Raw genomic sequence first — 19,298 nt, forward strand, 5'->3', positions numbered from 1 at the left:
GGTAAGAGAATCAAAAAACGATAGCATTTTTTTGAATGCAGTTTCCTGCTTTATTCCTGCTCAACAATCAACCGGGGATAACTTTTGGCCTATCTCCTACAAACTTCATCTTTATTAACAATTGTGTATAGCTGCATTATATTTAGATGCGTTTGCCCTGGAGATGTACCAGACGTTAGAAACATACCCGGTGGGAAAAGCCGCATAGCGATACGGCAGTACAAGAGTGCGACGCAAGGGACGCCTAATAATTGTTCCTCCTGCCGGGCCCCATAAGAAGGAAAAATAAGCGGAACGCTTATAAAGCGGCATAATTTAAACAGTATTGCCCGGGGTTGTTTATTCTTCCGGAATGAACAGCACGGCATCGGCCACCACGGCGCCATCTGCATTCCTGTTGTTTACTTCTACATAAACATCCCTGCCTTCGTTGAGGTGATAAACGCCCAGGTCAATCCATTCGCCACTGGTTTGCCCCTCTACCTTTAAACCTGCCGGCGACACGGGTACCGGTTTTGCCTGTTTACCATCGAAAATGGTAAAGTTTATCTGTGATGCCATGTTGCTTATTTTAGGCAGGTAAGTGTAAACATGGTAGCGCCCTGCCTTTACTACCTGGGGAACAAAACGGATGAATTTTGTGGTGGCCCCATTGCTTTCATCCACAAACATGGAAGGGCCATAAGTTCCCTTTGTTTCACGCTTCCAGTCACCCTGGCTGGTTACATGCAGCGAGTCGTCATTGTCAACTAAAATTTCGGCGGTACTGCCATCGGCCAGCGGGTCTTCGGCCAACATTTGCTGCACTTTTTTAATGTTTACCTGTTGCACCGTGGTGTTGCTGTTGATGGCTTCCACTGCGGCTGTGGCAGCCGACTGGGCCAGTACCATAAACACCGGTTCCATACGGATGGAGCCATACGCTATATGTGTGGCAGAAAGACAAACCGGCACCAGCAGGTTGTTGCATTCCTCTTGCTTCGGTACCAGGCACTGGTAGGCAATAGGGTAGGGGCCAAACCCGCCAACCTGTACATCGCCCTCATTTTTAACCTGGCCATTTACTACCAGGCGCTGGCAGTTATGAGAGTCCATAGTGTAAGCGGCCATGCCAACGGCGTCTTTGGCAACTTCGCGGCCTTCGCAGTTAGCCTGCGTCATTATATAAGCGCCTTTCATGCGGCGGGCTTCCCTTACATACATCTGTGGCGACCAATGATTGTTGTTCACATACTCATCTTTAGGATAACCCCACTGCAACATCTCTTTGCGTAAGTGTTCGGGCATCCTGCTGTCATGGCCAATAAAATAAAGAAAACCTTTTACATAGTTTTCGTGAGCGGTAAATATTTCTTTCCGTTTGGCATAATCCGCCTCGGGAAAATCATAGTTCATGCCAATCATATCTGTAGAAAAAGCGCCATTGTTGTTGATGTCGGTTTTATGGTTGGGCATGTGGTCAATCTTCATCACCGCATTAAGATCTTTGGCGTTAATTTTTTCCAGAACACGCAGTAATAAATCGTAACGGGTAGAGTCATAATCTGCCGGGCGTGTAACAGGCACGGCATTTTCAGGCTGGCTGGTCAAACATATCCTGAAGTTATAAGCCTGCACTTTTTGGTCGCCGGCACCCTGTGGCGCCAGCGTTTCATTACTGATGCCCCACAATAACCCACTTTCCGGTTTGCCGGGAATTTTATAAGGGTCAACACCTTCCGGAAACTGGTGTTTGTTTCTTAGCTGCACGCCGTTGTAGGTTTCACCATATTCACTATTGGCTTCCCTGCCAACAGTATAGGATACGCCGGCTTTTGCCATCAGGTCGCCTTCGTAGGAGCAGTCAATAAACATGGCTGCTTTCACTACCTGTGTTCCGGTGCTGTTGGCTTCTTCAGTAATTATTTGCTGTATGTTTTTGCCAACCTTTACAACAGTTTTTAACTGGTGGTTATACAGCACTTCAACATCTGCCTGTTTAATGTATTGCTGAAAAGTTTCTTCCGCTACATGAGGCTCAAAAATCCACTGTTCAAACCGGCCATAATATTTGCCGATACGGCGGTAAAAATTTCTTGATAGACCGGTAATAGCATACTTATTGCCAATATCCGTATAGCCAAGTCCACCCGTTGTAAGCCCGCCCAGGTTTTTGCCCGGTTCAATCAGCAGTACGGTTTTGTTTAGTTTTTTAGCAGTGTAGGCTGCCATAACGCCTGCGGAAGTGCCGCCATATACACATACATCAACCGTTACAGATTTTTGTGCAGGCAATACGGCTGTAATCATGATAGCAAAAACAAAGAGTGAGATTCTGTTCATCGTTAGCATTTTGTTGTTGAGTTGCCCAAAGTAAAACACTTTAAGTTAAACTACTCGCCGAAGAGTTTCCAATTCTGCTGCTTCGACAAATAGGATTGCACAACAAGGTTTCATAGTAGCAATCCAGTTGGGCTCATAAAACATGCAAGATTAAGTGTTGCTGCCATTGCAGCAGCCGAAATAGGCTGCTTAAAATTTTACATTCCATGTTACGGATGGTATTATGGGGAACAACGCTACTTTTTTGGGGGTAACTTTCAATGTTCCTTCAGTAGCCCCGCCTTCCTGGTCGTAAAAATAGAAGTAAGGGTTTAAGCGGCTGTAGGCATTGTACAGGCTAAATACCCAACTGCCTGTATATTTTCTTTTCTTTTTTTGTACCGGCGTATAGGTGGCTGAAAGGTCAAGCCGGTGATAAGGTTGTACACGGTACGCATTAATTTTGCCAAACTCCTGTGTAAGCACGCCATCCACAAAATAAAAACGTTCCGGTAAGGAAGTGGCGTTGCCTGTGCCAAAAACAAAAATGGAGCTGAGTTTCCACTTCTTGCTCAACTGGTACATGGCCACCACAGATAAATCATGTCGTCGGTCGTATTTGCTGGGAAATTTGTTGCCGTCATTCAACTGGGTAAATTTCCGCCATGTCCAGCTAAGGGTATAGCCCACCCAACCTGTAAACCTGCCCTTTACTTTGTTAACGAATATTTCCGCGCCATAGGCCCAGCCCTTGCCAAAAACAAAATCTTCTTCCACATCGCTAATGTTTTGGGTGTAGCCTTCGCGGTATTCAATCTGGTTGCCCATGTCTTTATAGTACACTTCCAGCGATGTTTCGAACATATTGTTTTTAAAATTGCGGAAATACCCGGCGGCATACTGCCATCCAATTTGGGGTTTTACCCTTACGGTACTGGGTACCCATATATCCGTAGGCAAAGTGGTGCCGGCATTGGTAACAAGGTGTATGTACTGCAGGTTGCGGGTAATGCCCAGCTTAACGGAGCTTTCGTCGTTAATGGCATAGCGCAGCGTGGCACGTGGTTCAAAACCGCCATAGGCTTTTACCACATCGCCCCAGCCATAAAAAGTACTGTCAAGCTTGTTGCCGTCAGCATCTTTTTTATATTGTGTGTATTTGCCCACCTGTATAAACCGGCTGTACCGCAGGCCGGCATTCAGTTGAAGCTTGTGCGTAATTTCCCAGTCGTCCTGTATGTACAAAGCAATTTCGTTGGCATACTTTTTAACAGCGTTGTTGGGGGAGAAGTTGGTAGTATCCTGCGAGCCGCTGGCCACACTTGGCAAAAAGGTATGAAAAGTGGTTTGCCCGCCAAACTTCAGTTTATGTGCGGGAACCGGGTAGTAGTCAAAATCAACCTTCGCGTTTATATCCCTTATACCGGAGGAAAGGCCGATGTTAAAATCGTTTTGAGAGCCGGTGAAATCAAACTTATAGTCATTGTAAACAGCCGTAAGGTTGGCAAACATTTTACGGTTAAATACATGGTTCCATCTAACGGTGGCGGTTGAATTGCCCCATGGTATCTTTAAGCTGAAAGAGCGTTTGGTATTGTTATACCTAAACACATCCTGGCCCAAATAACCGCTTATGTACAGGCGGTCTTTCTCTGAAATTTTAAAGTTCACTTTGGCATTAAGATCGTAGAAGTAATAGCCGGAACCATGGAAGGAACTGCTTTTGGTAATGAACGGCGATATCAGCAGATCAATATAGGTTCTGCGTGCCGAGATCATAAAGGATGATTTCTGTTTTTTGATGGGCCCCTGTATAGAAAGGCGGGACGCAATCAGCCCAATACCGGCATCCACTTCCGTTTTGTTCAGGTTGCCTTCTTTCATGGCTATATCAATAACCGAGGCCAGCCTTCCACCATACTGCGCCGGCATGCCCCCTTTAATAAGCGACAGGCTTTTGATGGCATCGGAATTAAACACAGAGAAAAATCCAAACAGGTGGCCGGTATTATATACAACAGCATCATCCAGCATAATCAGGTTTTGGTCTGGCCCGCCGCCGCGTACATAAAAACCAGAGTTGCCTTCGCCGGCATTGCGTACGCCGGGCATTAACTGCAGTGTTTTAAGAATATCAGTTTCACCAAAAATGGCAGGCAGAGCTTTAACCGTATTAATGTTCAGTTCAATCTTGCCCATTTGCGCCGTCTTTACATTGCTTTCCCGGCGGGAGGCTGTAACAGTTACATTGTTGATAAGTGAGCTGTAAGAGGTAAGGTCAATATTCAGTTCGGTATTTTTATCAAGGGCCAGCTCTATCTGCCTGCGTTGATAGCCAACAAAAGAACACAGCAGGCTGTAGTGGCCACTGTCTAATGTAAGAGAATAAAAGCCAAAGTTATTGGTAGCAACACCCCTGCTTTCACCGCCTACGGTAATGTTGGCCCCTATAAGCGTTTCCCCCGAAGCGGAATCACGTACATAGCCGTTAATGGTGAATTTTTTTTGGGCATTCACAGCAGAGCACATACCCATTACCAGCCATAAAAACAAAACAGTCCTGATCATACAATAGTTTTTGCATCACATTTTCACTTTCAAAAGGCAACCAAAAAGGTATTGCGGTGTTTAGGGCAGAATGGCGGGCTGTTACAGTTGGAAGGTTATTGCAAGCTATATCAAAATGGTAAAACAGAAAAATAAGAGTTAGGAAGTATGTAAGATGTATGGTGTGGGATGTACGATGTAAATGTCATCGTACATTATTTGCATGGTACCAGCAGCGGTTTTTCATAGCATCGCCTGTTGCGTCGCAAGCACTTTATCGTTCGGTTCATTGAGCGGCTGTTCAGCCCGGGTAGTCTCTGAGTGTCTGCCAGCTCCGCTGCCAGACACGTAGCCTTGCAGGGTCTATATAATCTACATCCATTACCGGATGGATTAAACCGCAGTGGTTGTGTATGCTTCTGGCACCTGCAGGTGGCAGAAGCGGGTGCAGCAGGTTTTGGTGCATGGTTTTTCCACGAGGCTGTCTCAAAAGTAAAATTTTGAGGCAGCTTCCTAATTTATAGGGTGGGCGTATGGTAATGGCTTCGTGTGGGGATAATGAGAGGGATGGTTTTATAACTAATTAATTAGTTATAAATTGTATGTTATTATCATTTTAATCCTTTTTCAGGCGGCTTTCTTTCTTAAATTATGTGCCAGTGCCAGTAACCCGGTTTCAATGCTCACTTTTTTGATGCCCCTGAGCATAAATCTTTTAAAATGATGGTTGTGTTTGATGTTGGCAAACACTGGTTCTGTATCGTGGCAGCGTTGCTTTCGCTTGTTAATGCCCTGTTCACTTTTTAATAACCCTTCTGCCTGTTGTTTAAGCCGGTTAAGGTTGTGATTTATTTCAATAACCCTGTTTCCTTTGCCTTTATGGCAAACACCTCTTAGCGGGCAGCCTTCACAATTTTTGGCAGTATAGCTGGTAATGGTTTGTTGGAAGCCGGCAGCAGTTGTTTTGCTATAACTGCCTGTGTTCATCATCGGCTGGCCCATAGGGCGGTAGTAGCAATCCTGTTGTTTGTTGTAATGCAGCTTGTCTGCACTGAAGGGCTTTTTGCTTTGCAGCAAATCACTTTGGCTGCGGTCAAAATAATTGTGCTTTACAAAAGCCTGTACACCCAGGTCTTCCAGCTTTTGATAATTCTGTTCACTGCCATAGCCCGCATCTGCGGTAATGCTCTGTGGTATTTGCCGGTAGTCGTTTTGTATTTGTTCAAGATGCGGGGTGAGTGTATTGGTATCGGTAGTGTTTTGATGGATGCTGTAAGAAGCGATATACTGATTATTGGTGCTTACCTGTACATTGTAGGCGGGTTTTAACTGTCCGTTTTGCATATGGTCTTCCTTCATGCGCATGAAGGTGGCATCGGTATCTGTTTTGCTGTAACTGCTCCTTTCCGTACCCATCACCTGCTCCTGCTGTGCATACTTATCAAGGGCGGCAGGCCATTGTTTGCCGGCATAGCTGAGCTTTTGTTTTACCTGTTTGGGCACCGGTTTGTCTTTTAGGGCCTCATTAATCTTCTCAATAGTGGCTGTTACCTTCTGTGCATCTATCTTATCAAAACCCGATGGGTCAGTATCGTCCATTTCCGCGGCGGCAACCCTTTGGGCATATTGCCATAACTCATTCAACTGTTGCTTTATTTTTTCTTTATTGGTTTTAATGCTGTTGCCCCATACAAACGTGTAACGGTTGGCACTCGCTTCTATCTTAGTGCCATCAGTATATAAATCCCTGATACTCAACAATCCTTCTTCGCAAAGCAACTCTACCACCTGGGCAAAGATGGGGCGCAGGGTCTCCTGTAACCTTTTGCCACGGAACCGGTTAATCGTATTATGATCGGGAGTGCTCATACCGCTCAGCCACATCAAATGGATGTTTACCTGCAGGGCTTCTTCTATTTTACGGCTGCTGTAGATATTGCAGATATAGGCATATACCACTGCTTTTAACAGCATGCGGGGATGATAACTGCTGGTACCACCGGGTTTGTATTGCTGTAACAGTTTTGTGATGTCCACCTTATCCAGTACCTCATTGACTGTGCGTACCGGATGGTTCTTTGCAATCAGTTCATCCAGCGTAGGGGGTAATGCCATCAACTGGTTTTGATGGTTTTCTTTAAATACTACCTTCAGTGTGTTGCCTCTTGCCATACCTGGCAAGACAACTAAAATCAGCTGTATGATGGATATCATGTACGTTTTATTTATCCACCTCTACTGTTTATAAACCCTCACTAAAAACTAAAACTAAAAAAACATGGTGGATAACCCGTACCCTAAAATTGAAAACAAAAAAAAGGCCGCCTCTTTTACTTTTGAGACAGCCTCTTCTACCCGGGCTGAAAAGATGCCATGAAAAACCGACCGATGAACGGATTGCGACGCAACGAAGTCTCCACAAGGCTATGCGGCTGGTACCATAATCGTGAATGGTGAGTGGTAAGTGGTGAGTAGTGAATAGTGAGTGGTGAGTAGTGAATAGGAGTGTTGCAAATTCATACTTCGTACTTTGTATTTCGTACTTGCTTGAGCCTAATATCCAATAGCTTTAAGGAACTCCGTTTTCTTTCGCTTGGATACATCCAGCGTAATGCCATTGCTTAGTACCACCTGGCCGCCGTCGCCGCGTATATAACGTTCAACAAAATCTTTGTTAATGATGTAAGAGTTGTGGATGCGGAGAAAGGTATCGGCGGGCAGCAATTCCTCGTAGTCTTTGATGGTGCGGCTTACCACATATTTTTGCTTGTTGGTAATATGGATATGGGTGTAGTTTACATGCGCTTCCAGGTAAATAATGTCTTCTATCTTAACAAAATGAAGACCGTCGTACGAGGGCACAGCCAGGCGTTTAAAAGATTTTTGCTGCAGGGTAATGTTTTCCATCAACAACTCAAACTGCTGTTTGGAAGTTGAGGAGTTGCGCTTTTCCACAGCCCTGTCAACAGCGCTTTTCAGTTCATCCGGTTCTACCGGTTTTACCAGGTAATCCAATGCGCTGTAGCGTATGGCTTTGATGGCATAATGGTCGTATGCGGTTACAAAAATAAGTTCAAAGTTTTTGTGCTGCAGCTTTTGCAGCAGGGTAAAACCATTCATGCCGGGCATTTCAATATCCAGGAAAAGAATATCGGGCTTGAGGTTATTGATGGCCTCTATGGCAATGGCGGGTTGAGATAGCGCCGAAATAACCTCAATACCATTGCAATGCCGGTTTATTTTTTCGTGCAGGCCGTTCAGGCTGTTTTCTTCATCATCAACCAGGATGGCTTTTAACATGGCTGGTACTTTTTACTTGTTTACAATTTTGATTCAATGATCCGGGTACTATACGGCTATCCACATTTCAACCTTTGTTCCCCTTGGTTCGCCGTTTTCTTCAAGGTCTGTAATCTGCAATTCGTAGCTGGCTGCATGATGGTTGTTGTGCAGCTTAGCCCTTTCCTGAGAAATATTAATGCCGTAAGAAATATGGCCTGGCTTATTAACCGTGTTAATTGCGGCGGATGTTTTTCTGCCCACGCCATTGTCTGTAATAGTGTACCGTATAAAATCGTTTTCAAGCTGCATCAGCACGGTTAACTTTCTGTCATCGGTGGCTTTGTTCATCAGGCCATGGTGTATGGCATTCTCTACAAACGGCTGGATGATCATGGGCGGCACTTTGTAATCCGCGTGCAACAGTTCATCATCTGCATGCAGCTCGTAAGAAAATTTGTTGCTGAGCCGGAATTGTTCCAGCGAAAGGTATAACTGCAGGGTTTCCACATCTTTGTTAAAGGGTACAATGTTGTTTTTAGAACTGTCCAGCACATTGCGTATCAGTTTGGCAAAACGGGCCAGGTACACGGTTGCCTTGTCTTTCTGGTCTGTTTGTATCAGGTTGTCAATGGCGTTAAGGCAATTGAAAATAAAGTGTGGGTTCATTTGCGCCCTTAGCGCCTTCATTTCGGCCAGGGTGCGCATTTGTTTTAACTGTTCCTGCTTTCTAACGGAATTGATGCGCCAATAGACAAACCAATAAACCAGTACGCATAAAACACCAATGGCGAGTATTTTAAACCACAGGGTTTGATAAAAATGCGGTTTTACCACTATTGTAAGGATGGCCGGTTTTGTAAGGTTTATGCCTGCATCTGCAGAAGCAGTAACCATCATACGGTAAGTGCCCGGGCTAAGGTTGGTATAATTTGCACCATTGGCAGGCCCGGCACTTACCCAGCGTTTATCGTAGCCTTCCAGCCGGTACTGGTAAGTTATCTGCCTGGGCGCTGAATAATTAAGCAATGCGAATGACAGAGAGAATTCATTATCGCCGGGTTTAAGTACCAGCACTTGTTTTGTTTCAATAGCGCTGTCGCCGCCATACACTTTGCCGGCAACAGTACAGGCTGTAAACACAATTTTTCCGGCAGTGCTTATGTTAGTGATATTACCCGGAGAAAAATAGTTAATGCCGTCTATGCCGCCAAAGTATATTACCCCATTGCTGTCTTTAAAGTATGCGCCGGTATTAAACTCGGTATTTTGAAGACCATCTTTTTCATCGTACAGGCGTACGTTAAAAGTTTTGTTGCCAGCAGGCGGTGCAAAGCTGGCCAGACCTTTATTGGTACTTAGCCAAAGTAAACCCGTTTCATCGGGCACTATGCCATACACAACATTGTTGGGCAGCCCCTGCTGCGTATTATAAAAGGTAAGTGTACCTGTAGTATGGTTGTATGCTGCCATTCCGTTGCCGTTGGTACCGATGTACAGGATGCCAGCTTTTTTATCGTAATACAAACACTTTATTTTAAGCAGTTTTTGCCGGTGGTTTCCAGGAAAGACAGGTGCTGCAACGGTGTTTTGTAAAGTATGGTAGCTGTACAATCCGTTTTCATCGGTGCCTATCCACAAAATAGTATCGTTCATTGTCTCTATACAGCGTATGTTTTTAACCGGGGCAGAATTGTGATTATCCGTCTGGATATCCACCTGTTTCAACAGTTTCCTGTTTTTGTCAAGCAGGCAAAGCCCTTTGTTTTCCGTACCGGCCCATACACGGCCACTGTCGCCGGGATAAAGGCACCAAACGGTGTTATCAGGATAAGCCTGCTCATGCTGGTTATTGAAAAAGATAAAACGTTCCTGCAACTTGCTAAACCATATAATACCGTTGCCCCTGGTTCCTATCCATAACAAATCATCATAATTGTTATACAGGCTCATTACCCGGTTGGTGCCGTTGCCATTACGTTCAATGTCTTTTTCATATAGCCATGTTTTCCATTTGTCTGCAGCACCGGGGTTATATCTTGTAAGGCCTTTTCCTGAAGTGCCCAGCCAAATCTGTTTATTTTCCACGTAAATGGCCCTTACGATATCTACAGCTATGCCCGTAGGTACCGAGTTGCTGGTAAAGCCCTGGAAACGGGTATAATTCTTATCGAAAATATTAATGCCGCCACCATCCGTACCCAGCCACATTACATCGTCCCTGCTTTTAAAAATGGTAAGTACATCTTTATAGCTAAAAGAAAAAGGGTTGCTTTTTTCCGGCAGGTATTGTGTGGCCGTGCTGCCGTTTTTTATTACTATCAACCCGTTGCCATAAGTGCCGGCCCAAATGTTGTTTTCTTTATCAACAGCCAGGCTCTCAATAATAAGCCCGGCTTCGGGTGGCAGGTTAGCTATTCCGGTTTTGTAGAGCGTGAATGTATCGGAGTGTTTGGTTTTATAAAACAGCCCGTTGCCGAGTGTGCCTGCCCAAATGGTATTGTTGTGATCTTCTGCAACACTGTACACATTGGTTAGTGCTGCTTGGTTTTTTACCGGCGTAAAACGGTTGGTAATACTGTTGTAAATATATATACCTGTAGAGGCCGCTACCCACAAATGCCCGCCGCTATCTTCGTGAAGCTGGTAAATAACGCTGCCGGGTAAAGCAGCTTTGGCGGTAACGGTATTGTTGTTTTGGAGTAGTAGCAGTTGTCCTGCAAAAGAGGCAAACCAGTAACTGCCCTTGCTGTTGTGCAGCATGCAGCTTACATCCTTTAATCCCGCCACCGGGCTAAAGGTTTTTGTGAAACTGTTGTAGCGTTCCGGTACATGGGTGTTGGGTATTATCCATACGCCGCCCTGCCTGTCAATATAAATTTTGCCCAGGCTGTTGTTTTGGGTGTTGGTTTTATCGTCGAAATATTTTTCGTAATAAATAAAACGGTGGCCATCGTAGCGGTTAAGGCCATCCTGGGTGGCAAACCACATAAAACCGGTGCTATCCTGGGCAATAGCCACCACACTGCTCTGGCTGAGCCCGTTTTTGACTGTGAGGTGCTGAAAAGAAAGCATATTATCCTGGCATAGCGCCACACGTGGTGCTATAACCACGCAAATAATAAGCAGTACTTTCTGGTAAGGTGCCACATGCTGAAATTATCTTTTTTACATTAATAATGCAAGTGGTATGTTAATGGTGAGGGGTGAATGGTGAGTGGTGAGTGGGGGCATTTCATTCTTACTTCAAAATTTTGTGTTCCTTGTTCGATATTCTTACCGTGAGTGGTGAGTAGTGAATGGTGAGTGGGGGCATTTCTTTCTTCATTCAAAATTCCTTGTTCCTTGTTCGATATTCATTTCGTGAATGGTGAATAGTGAATGGTGAGTGGGGGCATTCCGTTCTTCCTTGGGCGTTCGTTGTTCCTTGTTCAATATTCCCTGGCTTCTCTTTTTCTTCCGTGCTTCCGTGGCATTTGACCTGTAGCCGGCAATGTTTCTGGCGCCAAAGGCGGCAGAAACCCATCTATCCGGGCTGAAAAGCAGCCATGAAAAACAGAACGATGAAAGTAGTGCGACGCAACAGGCGATGACATGAAAGGCCTCAGCCCGTCCCCAAAAAAGTACGTTTGTTAGTATGCATATCGTGGGGAAAAATAAGATATGGCGCCCTAAAGATTACGGTGCATAATAAGGGTAAGTATGTTACTATTCCCTTTACTTTGCGGCACGAAAAAACCTTGTATGGTAAAAGAAAAAATACTGGTGATAGGCGCCAGCGGACAAATAGGAGTGGAGCTAACCCTTGCTTTAAGAAAAATTTATGGCAACACCAATGTTGTGGCAAGCGATTTACGCGAGGAGAATGAACTGCTGAAAGGTACCGGGCCCTATGTATCGCTGGATGTGATGAACAAGGAAATGCTTCATGTGCAGGTGATAAGACAAAACATAACGCAGATATACCTGCTGGCCGCTATACTAAGCGCCACAGGCGAAAAAAATCCTAACCTGGCCTGGCACCTTAATATGCAAAGCCTGCTGAATGTGCTGGATATAGCCCGTGAAGAAAAGCTGCACAAAGTGTACTGGCCTTCGTCCATAGCCGTGTTTGGGCCCACCTCGCCAAAGCTTAGCTGCCCGCAGCAAACCATTATAGAACCTATTACTGTGTATGGCATCAGCAAGTATGCCGGCGAATTTTGGTGCAACTATTATCACCAGCGTTATAATGTTGATGTAAGAAGCCTGCGCTACCCGGGTTTGATAAGTTATAAATCGGCGCCCGGCGGCGGCACTACCGATTATGCGGTGGAAATTTTTCATGAAGCGCTGGAAGAAAAAAAATATACCAGTTTTCTGCACGAAGATACCTACCTGCCCATGATGTATATGCCCGATGCCATACGGGCAACGGTGGAACTGATGGAAGCGCCGGAAGAAAGGATATCCATACGTACCTCATACAATATTGCTGCTATGAGTTTTTCGCCAAAGCAGATAGCGGCGGCCATACAGGAGCACATACCCGAATTTCAGGTTAATTACCAGCCCGATTACCGCCAGGCCATTGCCGATAGCTGGCCGCAGAGTATAGATGACAGTGTTGCCGCTAACGACTGGGGCTGGAAACCTGAATACAACCTGTACAAAATGACCGGCGATATGCTGGATAACCTGCGGCCGCAGTACACTTAATACCTTACCGGCAAGGTGTAAAAGTTTTTTACCAACCCGCATCTGTATTCTGTTAGCGCATCACACGGGGTTCATTAATCGTACCTGTTTTTCACTTATCTTCATTCTTATTATATTACTGTAAAGAACCGCATGTTTGGCGTAACTATACTTGGAAATAATTCTGCTCTCCCCGCATATGACCGGCATCCATCGGCACAGATAGTTACGTTGAACGACCAGCTTTTTTTAATTGACTGTGGCGAAGGCACGCAAATGCAACTGGCCCGTTACAAAGTGCGCCGCAGCCGCATTAACCATATCTTTATTTCGCACCTGCATGGCGACCATTACTTTGGCCTTCCCGGACTTATTACCAGCATGGGTTTGCTGGGCCGCGACCACCCCCTGCATTTATATGCACCGGCGCCATTGAACGATATTATCCAGTTGCAGTTACAGGCAGCCGATACGGTTCTGCCTTTTCCCCTTCACTTTCACCCGCTGGAAGGTGAGGGTGTTATAGTGGAAAGCGAAAAATTTTCTGTGGAAAGTTTTAAAGTAGTGCACCGCATTGCCTGCTGGGGCTTTATTATACGCGAAAAGAAAAAGCCCCGCAGGATAGACCGCGACAAAGCGGTTGAATACGATATACCCGCCACGTTTTATGAGCGCCTGAAAGAAGGGGAAGACTACACCGCCAAAACCGGCAGCATCGTAAAAAATGAATGGGTTACTTTACCCAACAGCCCCGGCCTTAGCTATGCCTATTGCGCTGACACGGTTTATACCGAACCCATAGCGGATAAGGTGAAGAATGTATCGCTCATGTACCACGAAACTACCTACTTAAAAGGCCTGGAAGACAGGGCGCTGGCCCGCTTTCACAGTACTACCGAACAAGCCGGCAACATAGCCAGGCTGGCCCAGGTAAACAGGCTGCTTATAGGCCACTTCAGCAGCAAGTACGAATGCCTCAACGAATTTCTTGATGAAACATGCGCTGTTTTTCCCGACACGGAATTGGGCCTGGAGGGCGTTACCTACATAGTTAAATAAATACTTTTTTGGGGACGGGCTTTGGCCTTTCATGGTATCGCCTGTTGTGTCACTCACTTGTACGCCTGGTTTTCATGGCGACTTTTAAGCGGAGTATTTGGCTTAAAATATACTAAAGCCGGCAGAAATTAGGCAGCTACAGGTAACCCATGCATATTTCATGCATTAATTTTGTCAGTGCAGGTAAATATGAAAATACCGGTTTTGCATACCTGTTTAAATATCCTGTTTATGAAAACAATCCTTATCCTTTGTTGCCTGTTTTTATCAGCAGGTTCTTACGCCCAGCCAACAGCGCAACCAAAGGCAGATACCAGCCACAGCAGCCCTGTAAAAGATTCTGTTATTTACTGGAACAGCAGCCACCGCCTGGGTTTTGAAGATTTTCAGGGCACACCAGCTATTGAAGATACCAGCCTGCGTACTTTGAATTTTACTACGCTAACACATAAGCTGGGTTCCGTTACTACCAGCGTGTATGTGCAGATTAAAAAAGAGAAAGGCAAAACGCTGTTTACCGTGTATGCCAGTATGAAAAAGAACCAGTCCTGGATAAAGGATGTTGGCGACCTTATCACCCTGAAACATGAGCAGGGGCATTTTGACATTTGCGAAGTGTATGCCCGCCTGCTAAGGCAGGAGCTCAAAAAAGCACAATCCATTGCTGAAGCAAAAGACATCTACAACAAAGTAGCCACAGAAGAAGAAGCTGAACAGGCGGCTTATGAAAAAGACAATACATTTGAGGCCGGCGGTATAACCACCGAATGGCAAAAGAAGATTGAGCGCAGGCTGAAGGAAATGGCTGAATATGGGGAGCCTGTGGTGGTTTTGCCGTTTGAAAAATAGGCTGATTGCCTTTTTAGTCGCTGGTCCACGTTGATGAGCTGTCTGTGCTGCTGCCTGAGTCAAAACTTGTTGAATCTGTAAAGCTGGTGCAATCCTGACCCGTGTGATGATTGGAATGATGGTATGCCGGCTCATGGCAGCCACTTCCGTGATTATCGTAGTTACCAACGGTAGTATCTATGGGTATTGAATAGTTACTATCATTTTCGGGTAAAAAAGGAGTAAAACTATCCGAAGTTGTACTGTGAAAAGAGCCGCTGTCTGTGACCGGCTTTAGTTTGCTTTTGGTACTTTTTTGAGCGCCAAATAACCAGCTAAAAAAATTCATTCATTCGGGTTTTTAGGTAACTAAAAGTAAAGATATCAGTTTTGCTTTCCATTTAAATACGCTACAAAAGATTTAATCAGCGCATTAAGGTCGTTGATTTCGTTTAATGGCAATGTGGCGGACTTGTCGAAAACATCGTGGTAGGCTTTGATACCACCAAGCGTATAAAAAAAGAAAGCTGGAACGCCTTTTTCTGTAAACCAATAATGGTCGCTGTTGGCAGCTTTGCCCCTCGACTTCACATCGGACAGCAGGCCTTCCATATTGTTTAGCTTTTGCAGCGCCGCAAATTCATTCGGGAACTCGGTGGCGTTTACCACCATAATACCTTCCTCACCCGTTCCTGACAGGTCTGTGTTCAGCAGGAAACGGATATTCTGCAAAGGCAGTAGAGGATGCTCAGTATAATATTTTGAGCCCACCAGCCCTGCCTCTTCACCGGCGAAACAGATAAAACCAATGGAATATTTTTGCGGGTGCGCCGCATAGTATTTGGCCAGTGTTAAAAGCAGGCTTATACCACTGGCATTGTCATTAGCGCCGGGAAAATAGATTCCGCTGCCCATGCCGCCAAGATGATCGTAGTGGGCGGTAATGAAAATTAAAGAATCGGGCTGCTCCTTTCCTTTTACCATGCCACAAACATTGGATGCTTTAAACGATTTGATGACCTTATTTTCAATGGCCACTTTAACCGAAGCGGGTGTTTCAGTAAAACGGTGTTTATCTACCATTATAATTGTATAGCCCTCCGCCTTTTGGGCTACAGACCATGTGAGCTTATCCTGCAATATGATAACCACCCGGTTTTCAGGGTTTACAAACTGGCTGCTATCCTGCTGAAATAATTGGCCCTCCATTTTAACGCCGCGGCTGTCTGGCGAAACAATAAAATCTTTACCGGGCTCCAGCACTTTATCATTAAGGGTTACTTCCATTTTACCGGGGAATGTGTTGGCAGGGTAGGATAACTGCTGAAAATAATCTTTACCATCTAATGGTTGCAGGCCCAGTTGCTGAAACTGTTGCTTCAGGAAAATGGCGGCTTTTGCCATGCCGTCTTTTGTATAGCCGCGGCCCCAGAAGGCTTCAGAGGTTAAGGTACCTACTATATTCCTGGCAAAAATGGAATCCTGTGCATCGGCTTTGCTTTGTAACAGCAGAAATGCAAAAGGCAGCAATAAAGATTTTTTCATGGGATGGTTTTTATGAGCTTACCAGGCGAAAATAGCTTATTAAACATTTAAAACTTTGGCTAAAGCCATGCTGCATGCTATTTATTAACCCAAGCCTTAAGGCTTGGGTTAATGGCGATTAGCGGAATGGCTTTAGCCTGAGTTTTACTGCCAGCTATTTTAATAGATACCTGTAGCCCTGAAATGTTATTCTTACTTGCAGCGGCCTGCCAAACAGCCTTACCATAAAAGATGCAGCCTGTTGCACTTTCGGGTGAGGGATTGAAGCGGTTACCCAGGTGAGGAACCCCCTCCAACTCTCCCAAAAGGTGGAGAGTCAGTGCTGCCTGTGCCGGAGTATGAGCACTACCGAGTTAAAAGCAACTAAATGTCGCTTTTGGCGAAGGTTGCGAACGTAGTTCTGCCCGACCCCTTGCGATAGCTTGGGGGCCCCCCCGCAATCACAGTTAATTGCCCCGCATCAACCACTCGTAAAATGCCGGGAAATATTTGCGCCAGGCTTCTTCGTTATGACCGCCGGTAGGGTAAACAATTTCGCTGATGTCGTAATTATGCTTGCTGCTGATAAGGTTGTACATCTTTTTCATGTCGGGCACCATGGAAGTGCTTTCCTTGCCGCCTGCATAGAAAAAGAAGTGCCGTTGTTTATCCCAGTTAACGGTTTTTACATCGTCGTAAATTTTGGGGGCTACCCAAAAAGCAGGGGAGAAGATACCGGCATAACCAAACACCGCAGGATATTTTACCACAGCATAAAGACTAATTAAACCGCCCATACTGCTGCCGGCTATGTAGGTGTGCATGGGGTCTTTTATGGTGCGGTATTCTTTGTCAATGTATGGTTTTAAGGTTTGGGCCAGAAAATCAACATATTGGTTGCCTTCGCCCTTGCCGTATTTGGCATCATCATAAGGGTTGTATTCGGTCATGCGCTTGTCGCCGCCGTTGTCAATACCAACCACGATGCATTCTTTTTTCAGTTTGGCCTGCAGGCTGTCAAGGCACTCGTCAATGCCCCATTCACCAAAAGCGGCTGTACGTTCGTTAAAAAGGTTTTGCCCATCGTGCATGTACAATACAGGGTATATTTTGCCCTTGGTAGAGGCGTAGCTTTTGGGCAGGTAAATCCATATCCTGCGGGTTCTTCCCAATTGCGGTATGCCAAACGCGGTATCAATAATTTTTACCTGCGCTGTGGCGGTGTAAGGTTTTGGTTTATCGGGGTAATCATCCTTCCAGCCGGGTATGGATATTTCAAGAGAAGTATCGGCTGTAACCTCCACCTGCCTGTTGGCAATATCTTCTCCTTTGGCCGTGGTTTCTACTTTTTCCCAGGCGCCACGTGTAAACTTAAACTCGTACTTGCCGGCTGCCAGGTTTTTAAGCACAATGGCTTTGCGGGTGCCGCCAAAGGGTTTTAGTTTATAGTTGAAATCATGCGGGTTCCAGTCGTTAAAATTGCCTGCTATATAAATGTCGTCCAGCTTTTTGGCGCCTACTTCTTTTACAATAAGCCGCACCGTATACTGGCCAAAGCTATACATGCTACACAGGCAAATGGCCATCAGTAAGATTGACTTTTTCATGATGCGGCAATTTAGAGAAATTATTTTGAGTGCGGTGAGTGGTGAGGGGTGAGTGGTGAGTGGTGAGTAGGGGGCATTTCATTCCTCCTTCAGCATTCCTTGTTCCTTGTTCGATATTCGTGCTGTGAATGGGGAGTGGTGAATGGTGAGTAGTGAGTGGTGAATGGTGAGTAGGGGGCATTTGGTTCTTCCTTCAGCATTTCTTGTTCCTGTTCGATATTTATATCGTGAATGGTGAATCGTGAATGGTGAGTAGGGGGCCATTTCGTTCTTCCTTCAGCATTTCTTGTTCCTGTTCGATATTCCCGGGTTTATCTTTTTCTTCCGTGCTTCCGTGGCATTAAACCTGTTGCCCGCAACGTTTCTGGCGCCAAAGGCGGCAGAAATATTGCCGGTTGACATAAACTGCCTGCTAACGTGTCTGACAGCGTAGCTGGCAGACACTACCCTGGGCTGAAAAGCCGCCCAATGGACAGAGCGATGAACGGATTGCGACGCAAGAGGCGATGCCATGAAAATATGTAGCTGGTATCTAAATTCTTCCGCTCAAAAAAGCCGCCCGAAGGCGGCTTTGCGGGCAGTTATTTTGTAAGCAGGTAGGCTTTTATTCTATTGTAAAGATCTTCGCTAACGGGCGTTACCGGCAGGCGCAGGTTATTGCCTAAAAGGCCCAGGTGGTTCATAAACGCTTTTACACCGGCGGGATTGTTTTCGGCAAACATCAGCTCGTAGGCTTCAATCAGTTTATCGTTCATGGTTTTGGCTTCTTCAAAATCGCCACGCAGGCACTCCCGTACCATTTCAGAAAATTCGGTGGGTAAAGCATTCGCAGCCACACTTATTACACCTTCAAAACCACAGGCTATCTGGGGCAGTGCCAGGGCATCATCGCCGCTTACCACCAAAAAGTCTTTTGGTTTATCACGCATTATTTTCATGCTCTGCGCCATATCGCCACAGGCTTCTTTAATGCCGGCAATGTTTTCTACCTCTTTTGCCAGGCGAAGGGTAGTAGCAGCTTCCATATTGCGGCCGGTGCGGCCGGGAACATTATACAACAATACAGGCTTAGGTGATGCCTGGGCTATCGCTTTGTAATGCTCGTAAATACCCTGCTGAGAAGGCTTGCTGTAATAAGGCGAGGCGCTTAAAACAGCCACTGCTTCATCCAGCGGAAAAGATTGGATTTCGTTGATGATTTCTTTGGTATTGTTGCCGCCAATGCCTACTACTACCGGAACGCGGCCAGCCACTTTAAGATACGTGTATTTGGCAATGCTGTTTTTTTCGGCTTTGTCAAGTACGGGTGTTTCGCCGGTGGTGCCAAGCGATACAATGTACTCTACCTTGCCATCAATAACATGATCTATTACTTTGCCCAATGCGTCATAATCTACATCGCCATTTGCCTTAAATGGTGTAACCAATGCTACACCTGTTCCCCTTAGTTGTGTTTGTAAAGACATTATTGTAATA

12 protein-coding genes are annotated in these 19,298 nt (G+C 45.5%); 3 read left to right on the top strand and 9 right to left on the bottom strand.

Annotated elements, in window-relative coordinates; all coding sequences use genetic code 11:
- Nucleotides 1–339: 339 nt before the first annotated feature.
- From F0364_RS23020 to F0364_RS23040, 5 genes are all read right to left on the bottom strand, one after another.
- The gene (locus F0364_RS23020; protein WP_153800175.1) at nucleotides 340–2,322 is read right to left on the bottom strand and encodes an FAD-dependent oxidoreductase; all 1,983 of its coding nucleotides are present in this window, start codon (nucleotides 2,320–2,322) and stop codon (nucleotides 340–342) included.
- 189 nt (nucleotides 2,323–2,511) lie between these two features.
- Nucleotides 2,512–4,869, bottom strand: a complete 2,358-nt coding sequence (locus F0364_RS23025; protein ID WP_153800176.1) for a TonB-dependent receptor — start codon at nucleotides 4,867–4,869, stop codon at nucleotides 2,512–2,514.
- 606 nt (nucleotides 4,870–5,475) lie between these two features.
- On the bottom strand, nucleotides 5,476–7,020 hold the full coding sequence (locus F0364_RS23030; protein ID WP_153800202.1) for an IS1182 family transposase: 1,545 nt from the start codon (nucleotides 7,018–7,020) through the stop codon (nucleotides 5,476–5,478).
- A 381-nt stretch (nucleotides 7,021–7,401) separates the two neighbouring features.
- Nucleotides 7,402–8,148: a LytR/AlgR family response regulator transcription factor gene (locus F0364_RS23035; RefSeq protein WP_153800177.1), complete on the bottom strand. Its 747-nt coding sequence runs from the start codon at nucleotides 8,146–8,148 to the stop codon at nucleotides 7,402–7,404.
- 48 nt (nucleotides 8,149–8,196) lie between these two features.
- Nucleotides 8,197–11,277 (bottom strand): ligand-binding sensor domain-containing protein, encoded by a 3,081-nt coding sequence (locus F0364_RS23040; protein ID WP_153800178.1) that lies wholly within the window; start codon nucleotides 11,275–11,277, stop codon nucleotides 8,197–8,199.
- Between the two features lie 594 nt (nucleotides 11,278–11,871).
- Here F0364_RS23040 and F0364_RS23045 point away from each other — a divergent pair.
- The 3 genes from F0364_RS23045 (at nucleotide 11,872) to F0364_RS23055 (ending at nucleotide 14,712) form a co-directional block, all read left to right on the top strand.
- A complete protein-coding gene (locus tag F0364_RS23045) occupies nucleotides 11,872–12,825 on the top strand; it encodes an NAD-dependent epimerase/dehydratase family protein (protein ID WP_153800179.1) in 954 nt (317 codons plus the stop codon).
- Between the two features lie 132 nt (nucleotides 12,826–12,957).
- Nucleotides 12,958–13,863, top strand: coding sequence for a ribonuclease Z (locus F0364_RS23050; protein WP_153800180.1), 906 nt, complete (start codon nucleotides 12,958–12,960; stop codon nucleotides 13,861–13,863).
- A 231-nt stretch (nucleotides 13,864–14,094) separates the two neighbouring features.
- A complete protein-coding gene (locus F0364_RS23055) occupies nucleotides 14,095–14,712 on the top strand; it encodes a hypothetical protein (protein ID WP_153800181.1) in 618 nt (205 codons plus the stop codon).
- Between the two features lie 13 nt (nucleotides 14,713–14,725).
- On the opposite strand, the gene F0364_RS23060 is transcribed toward F0364_RS23055, so the two are convergent.
- From F0364_RS23060 to dapA, 4 genes are all read right to left on the bottom strand, one after another.
- Nucleotides 14,726–15,040, bottom strand: a complete 315-nt coding sequence (locus tag F0364_RS23060; RefSeq protein ID WP_153800182.1) for a hypothetical protein — start codon at nucleotides 15,038–15,040, stop codon at nucleotides 14,726–14,728.
- A 35-nt stretch (nucleotides 15,041–15,075) separates the two neighbouring features.
- The gene (locus F0364_RS23065) at nucleotides 15,076–16,236 is read right to left on the bottom strand and encodes a M28 family metallopeptidase (protein WP_153800183.1); all 1,161 of its coding nucleotides are present in this window, start codon (nucleotides 16,234–16,236) and stop codon (nucleotides 15,076–15,078) included.
- Between the two features lie 446 nt (nucleotides 16,237–16,682).
- Entirely contained in the window at nucleotides 16,683–17,822 is a 1,140-nt protein-coding gene (locus F0364_RS23070) for an alpha/beta hydrolase (RefSeq protein WP_153800184.1), read from the bottom strand.
- 581 nt (nucleotides 17,823–18,403) lie between these two features.
- Nucleotides 18,404–19,288, bottom strand: coding sequence for a 4-hydroxy-tetrahydrodipicolinate synthase (gene dapA, locus F0364_RS23075; RefSeq protein ID WP_153800185.1), 885 nt, complete (start codon nucleotides 19,286–19,288; stop codon nucleotides 18,404–18,406).
- Nucleotides 19,289–19,298: the final 10 nt, after the last annotated feature.

Origin of the sequence: Foetidibacter luteolus (assembly GCF_009650435.1) — a bacterium.
Lineage (GTDB): Bacteria > Bacteroidota > Bacteroidia > Chitinophagales > Chitinophagaceae > Foetidibacter > Foetidibacter luteolus.

Bases quoted from the DNA above. Each gene is read 5' to 3' on its own strand.
- F0364_RS23060 (WP_153800182.1), bottom strand. From the start codon at position 15,040: ATGAATTTTTTTAGCTGGTTATTTGGCGCTCAAAAAAGTACCAAAAGC.
- F0364_RS23045 (WP_153800179.1), top strand. From the start codon at position 11,872: ATGGTAAAAGAAAAAATACTGGTGATAGGCGCCAGCGGACAAATAGGA.
- F0364_RS23020 (WP_153800175.1), bottom strand. From the start codon at position 2,322: ATGAACAGAATCTCACTCTTTGTTTTTGCTATCATGATTACAGCCGTA.
- F0364_RS23035 (WP_153800177.1), bottom strand. From the start codon at position 8,148: ATGTTAAAAGCCATCCTGGTTGATGATGAAGAAAACAGCCTGAACGGC.
- F0364_RS23025 (WP_153800176.1), bottom strand. From the start codon at position 4,869: ATGATCAGGACTGTTTTGTTTTTATGGCTGGTAATGGGTATGTGCTCT.
- F0364_RS23050 (WP_153800180.1), top strand. From the start codon at position 12,958: ATGTTTGGCGTAACTATACTTGGAAATAATTCTGCTCTCCCCGCATAT.
- F0364_RS23065 (WP_153800183.1), bottom strand. From the start codon at position 16,236: ATGAAAAAATCTTTATTGCTGCCTTTTGCATTTCTGCTGTTACAAAGC.
- F0364_RS23070 (WP_153800184.1), bottom strand. From the start codon at position 17,822: ATGAAAAAGTCAATCTTACTGATGGCCATTTGCCTGTGTAGCATGTAT.
- F0364_RS23030 (WP_153800202.1), bottom strand. From the start codon at position 7,020: ATGGCAAGAGGCAACACACTGAAGGTAGTATTTAAAGAAAACCATCAA.
- F0364_RS23055 (WP_153800181.1), top strand. From the start codon at position 14,095: ATGAAAACAATCCTTATCCTTTGTTGCCTGTTTTTATCAGCAGGTTCT.
- dapA (WP_153800185.1), bottom strand. From the start codon at position 19,288: ATGTCTTTACAAACACAACTAAGGGGAACAGGTGTAGCATTGGTTACA.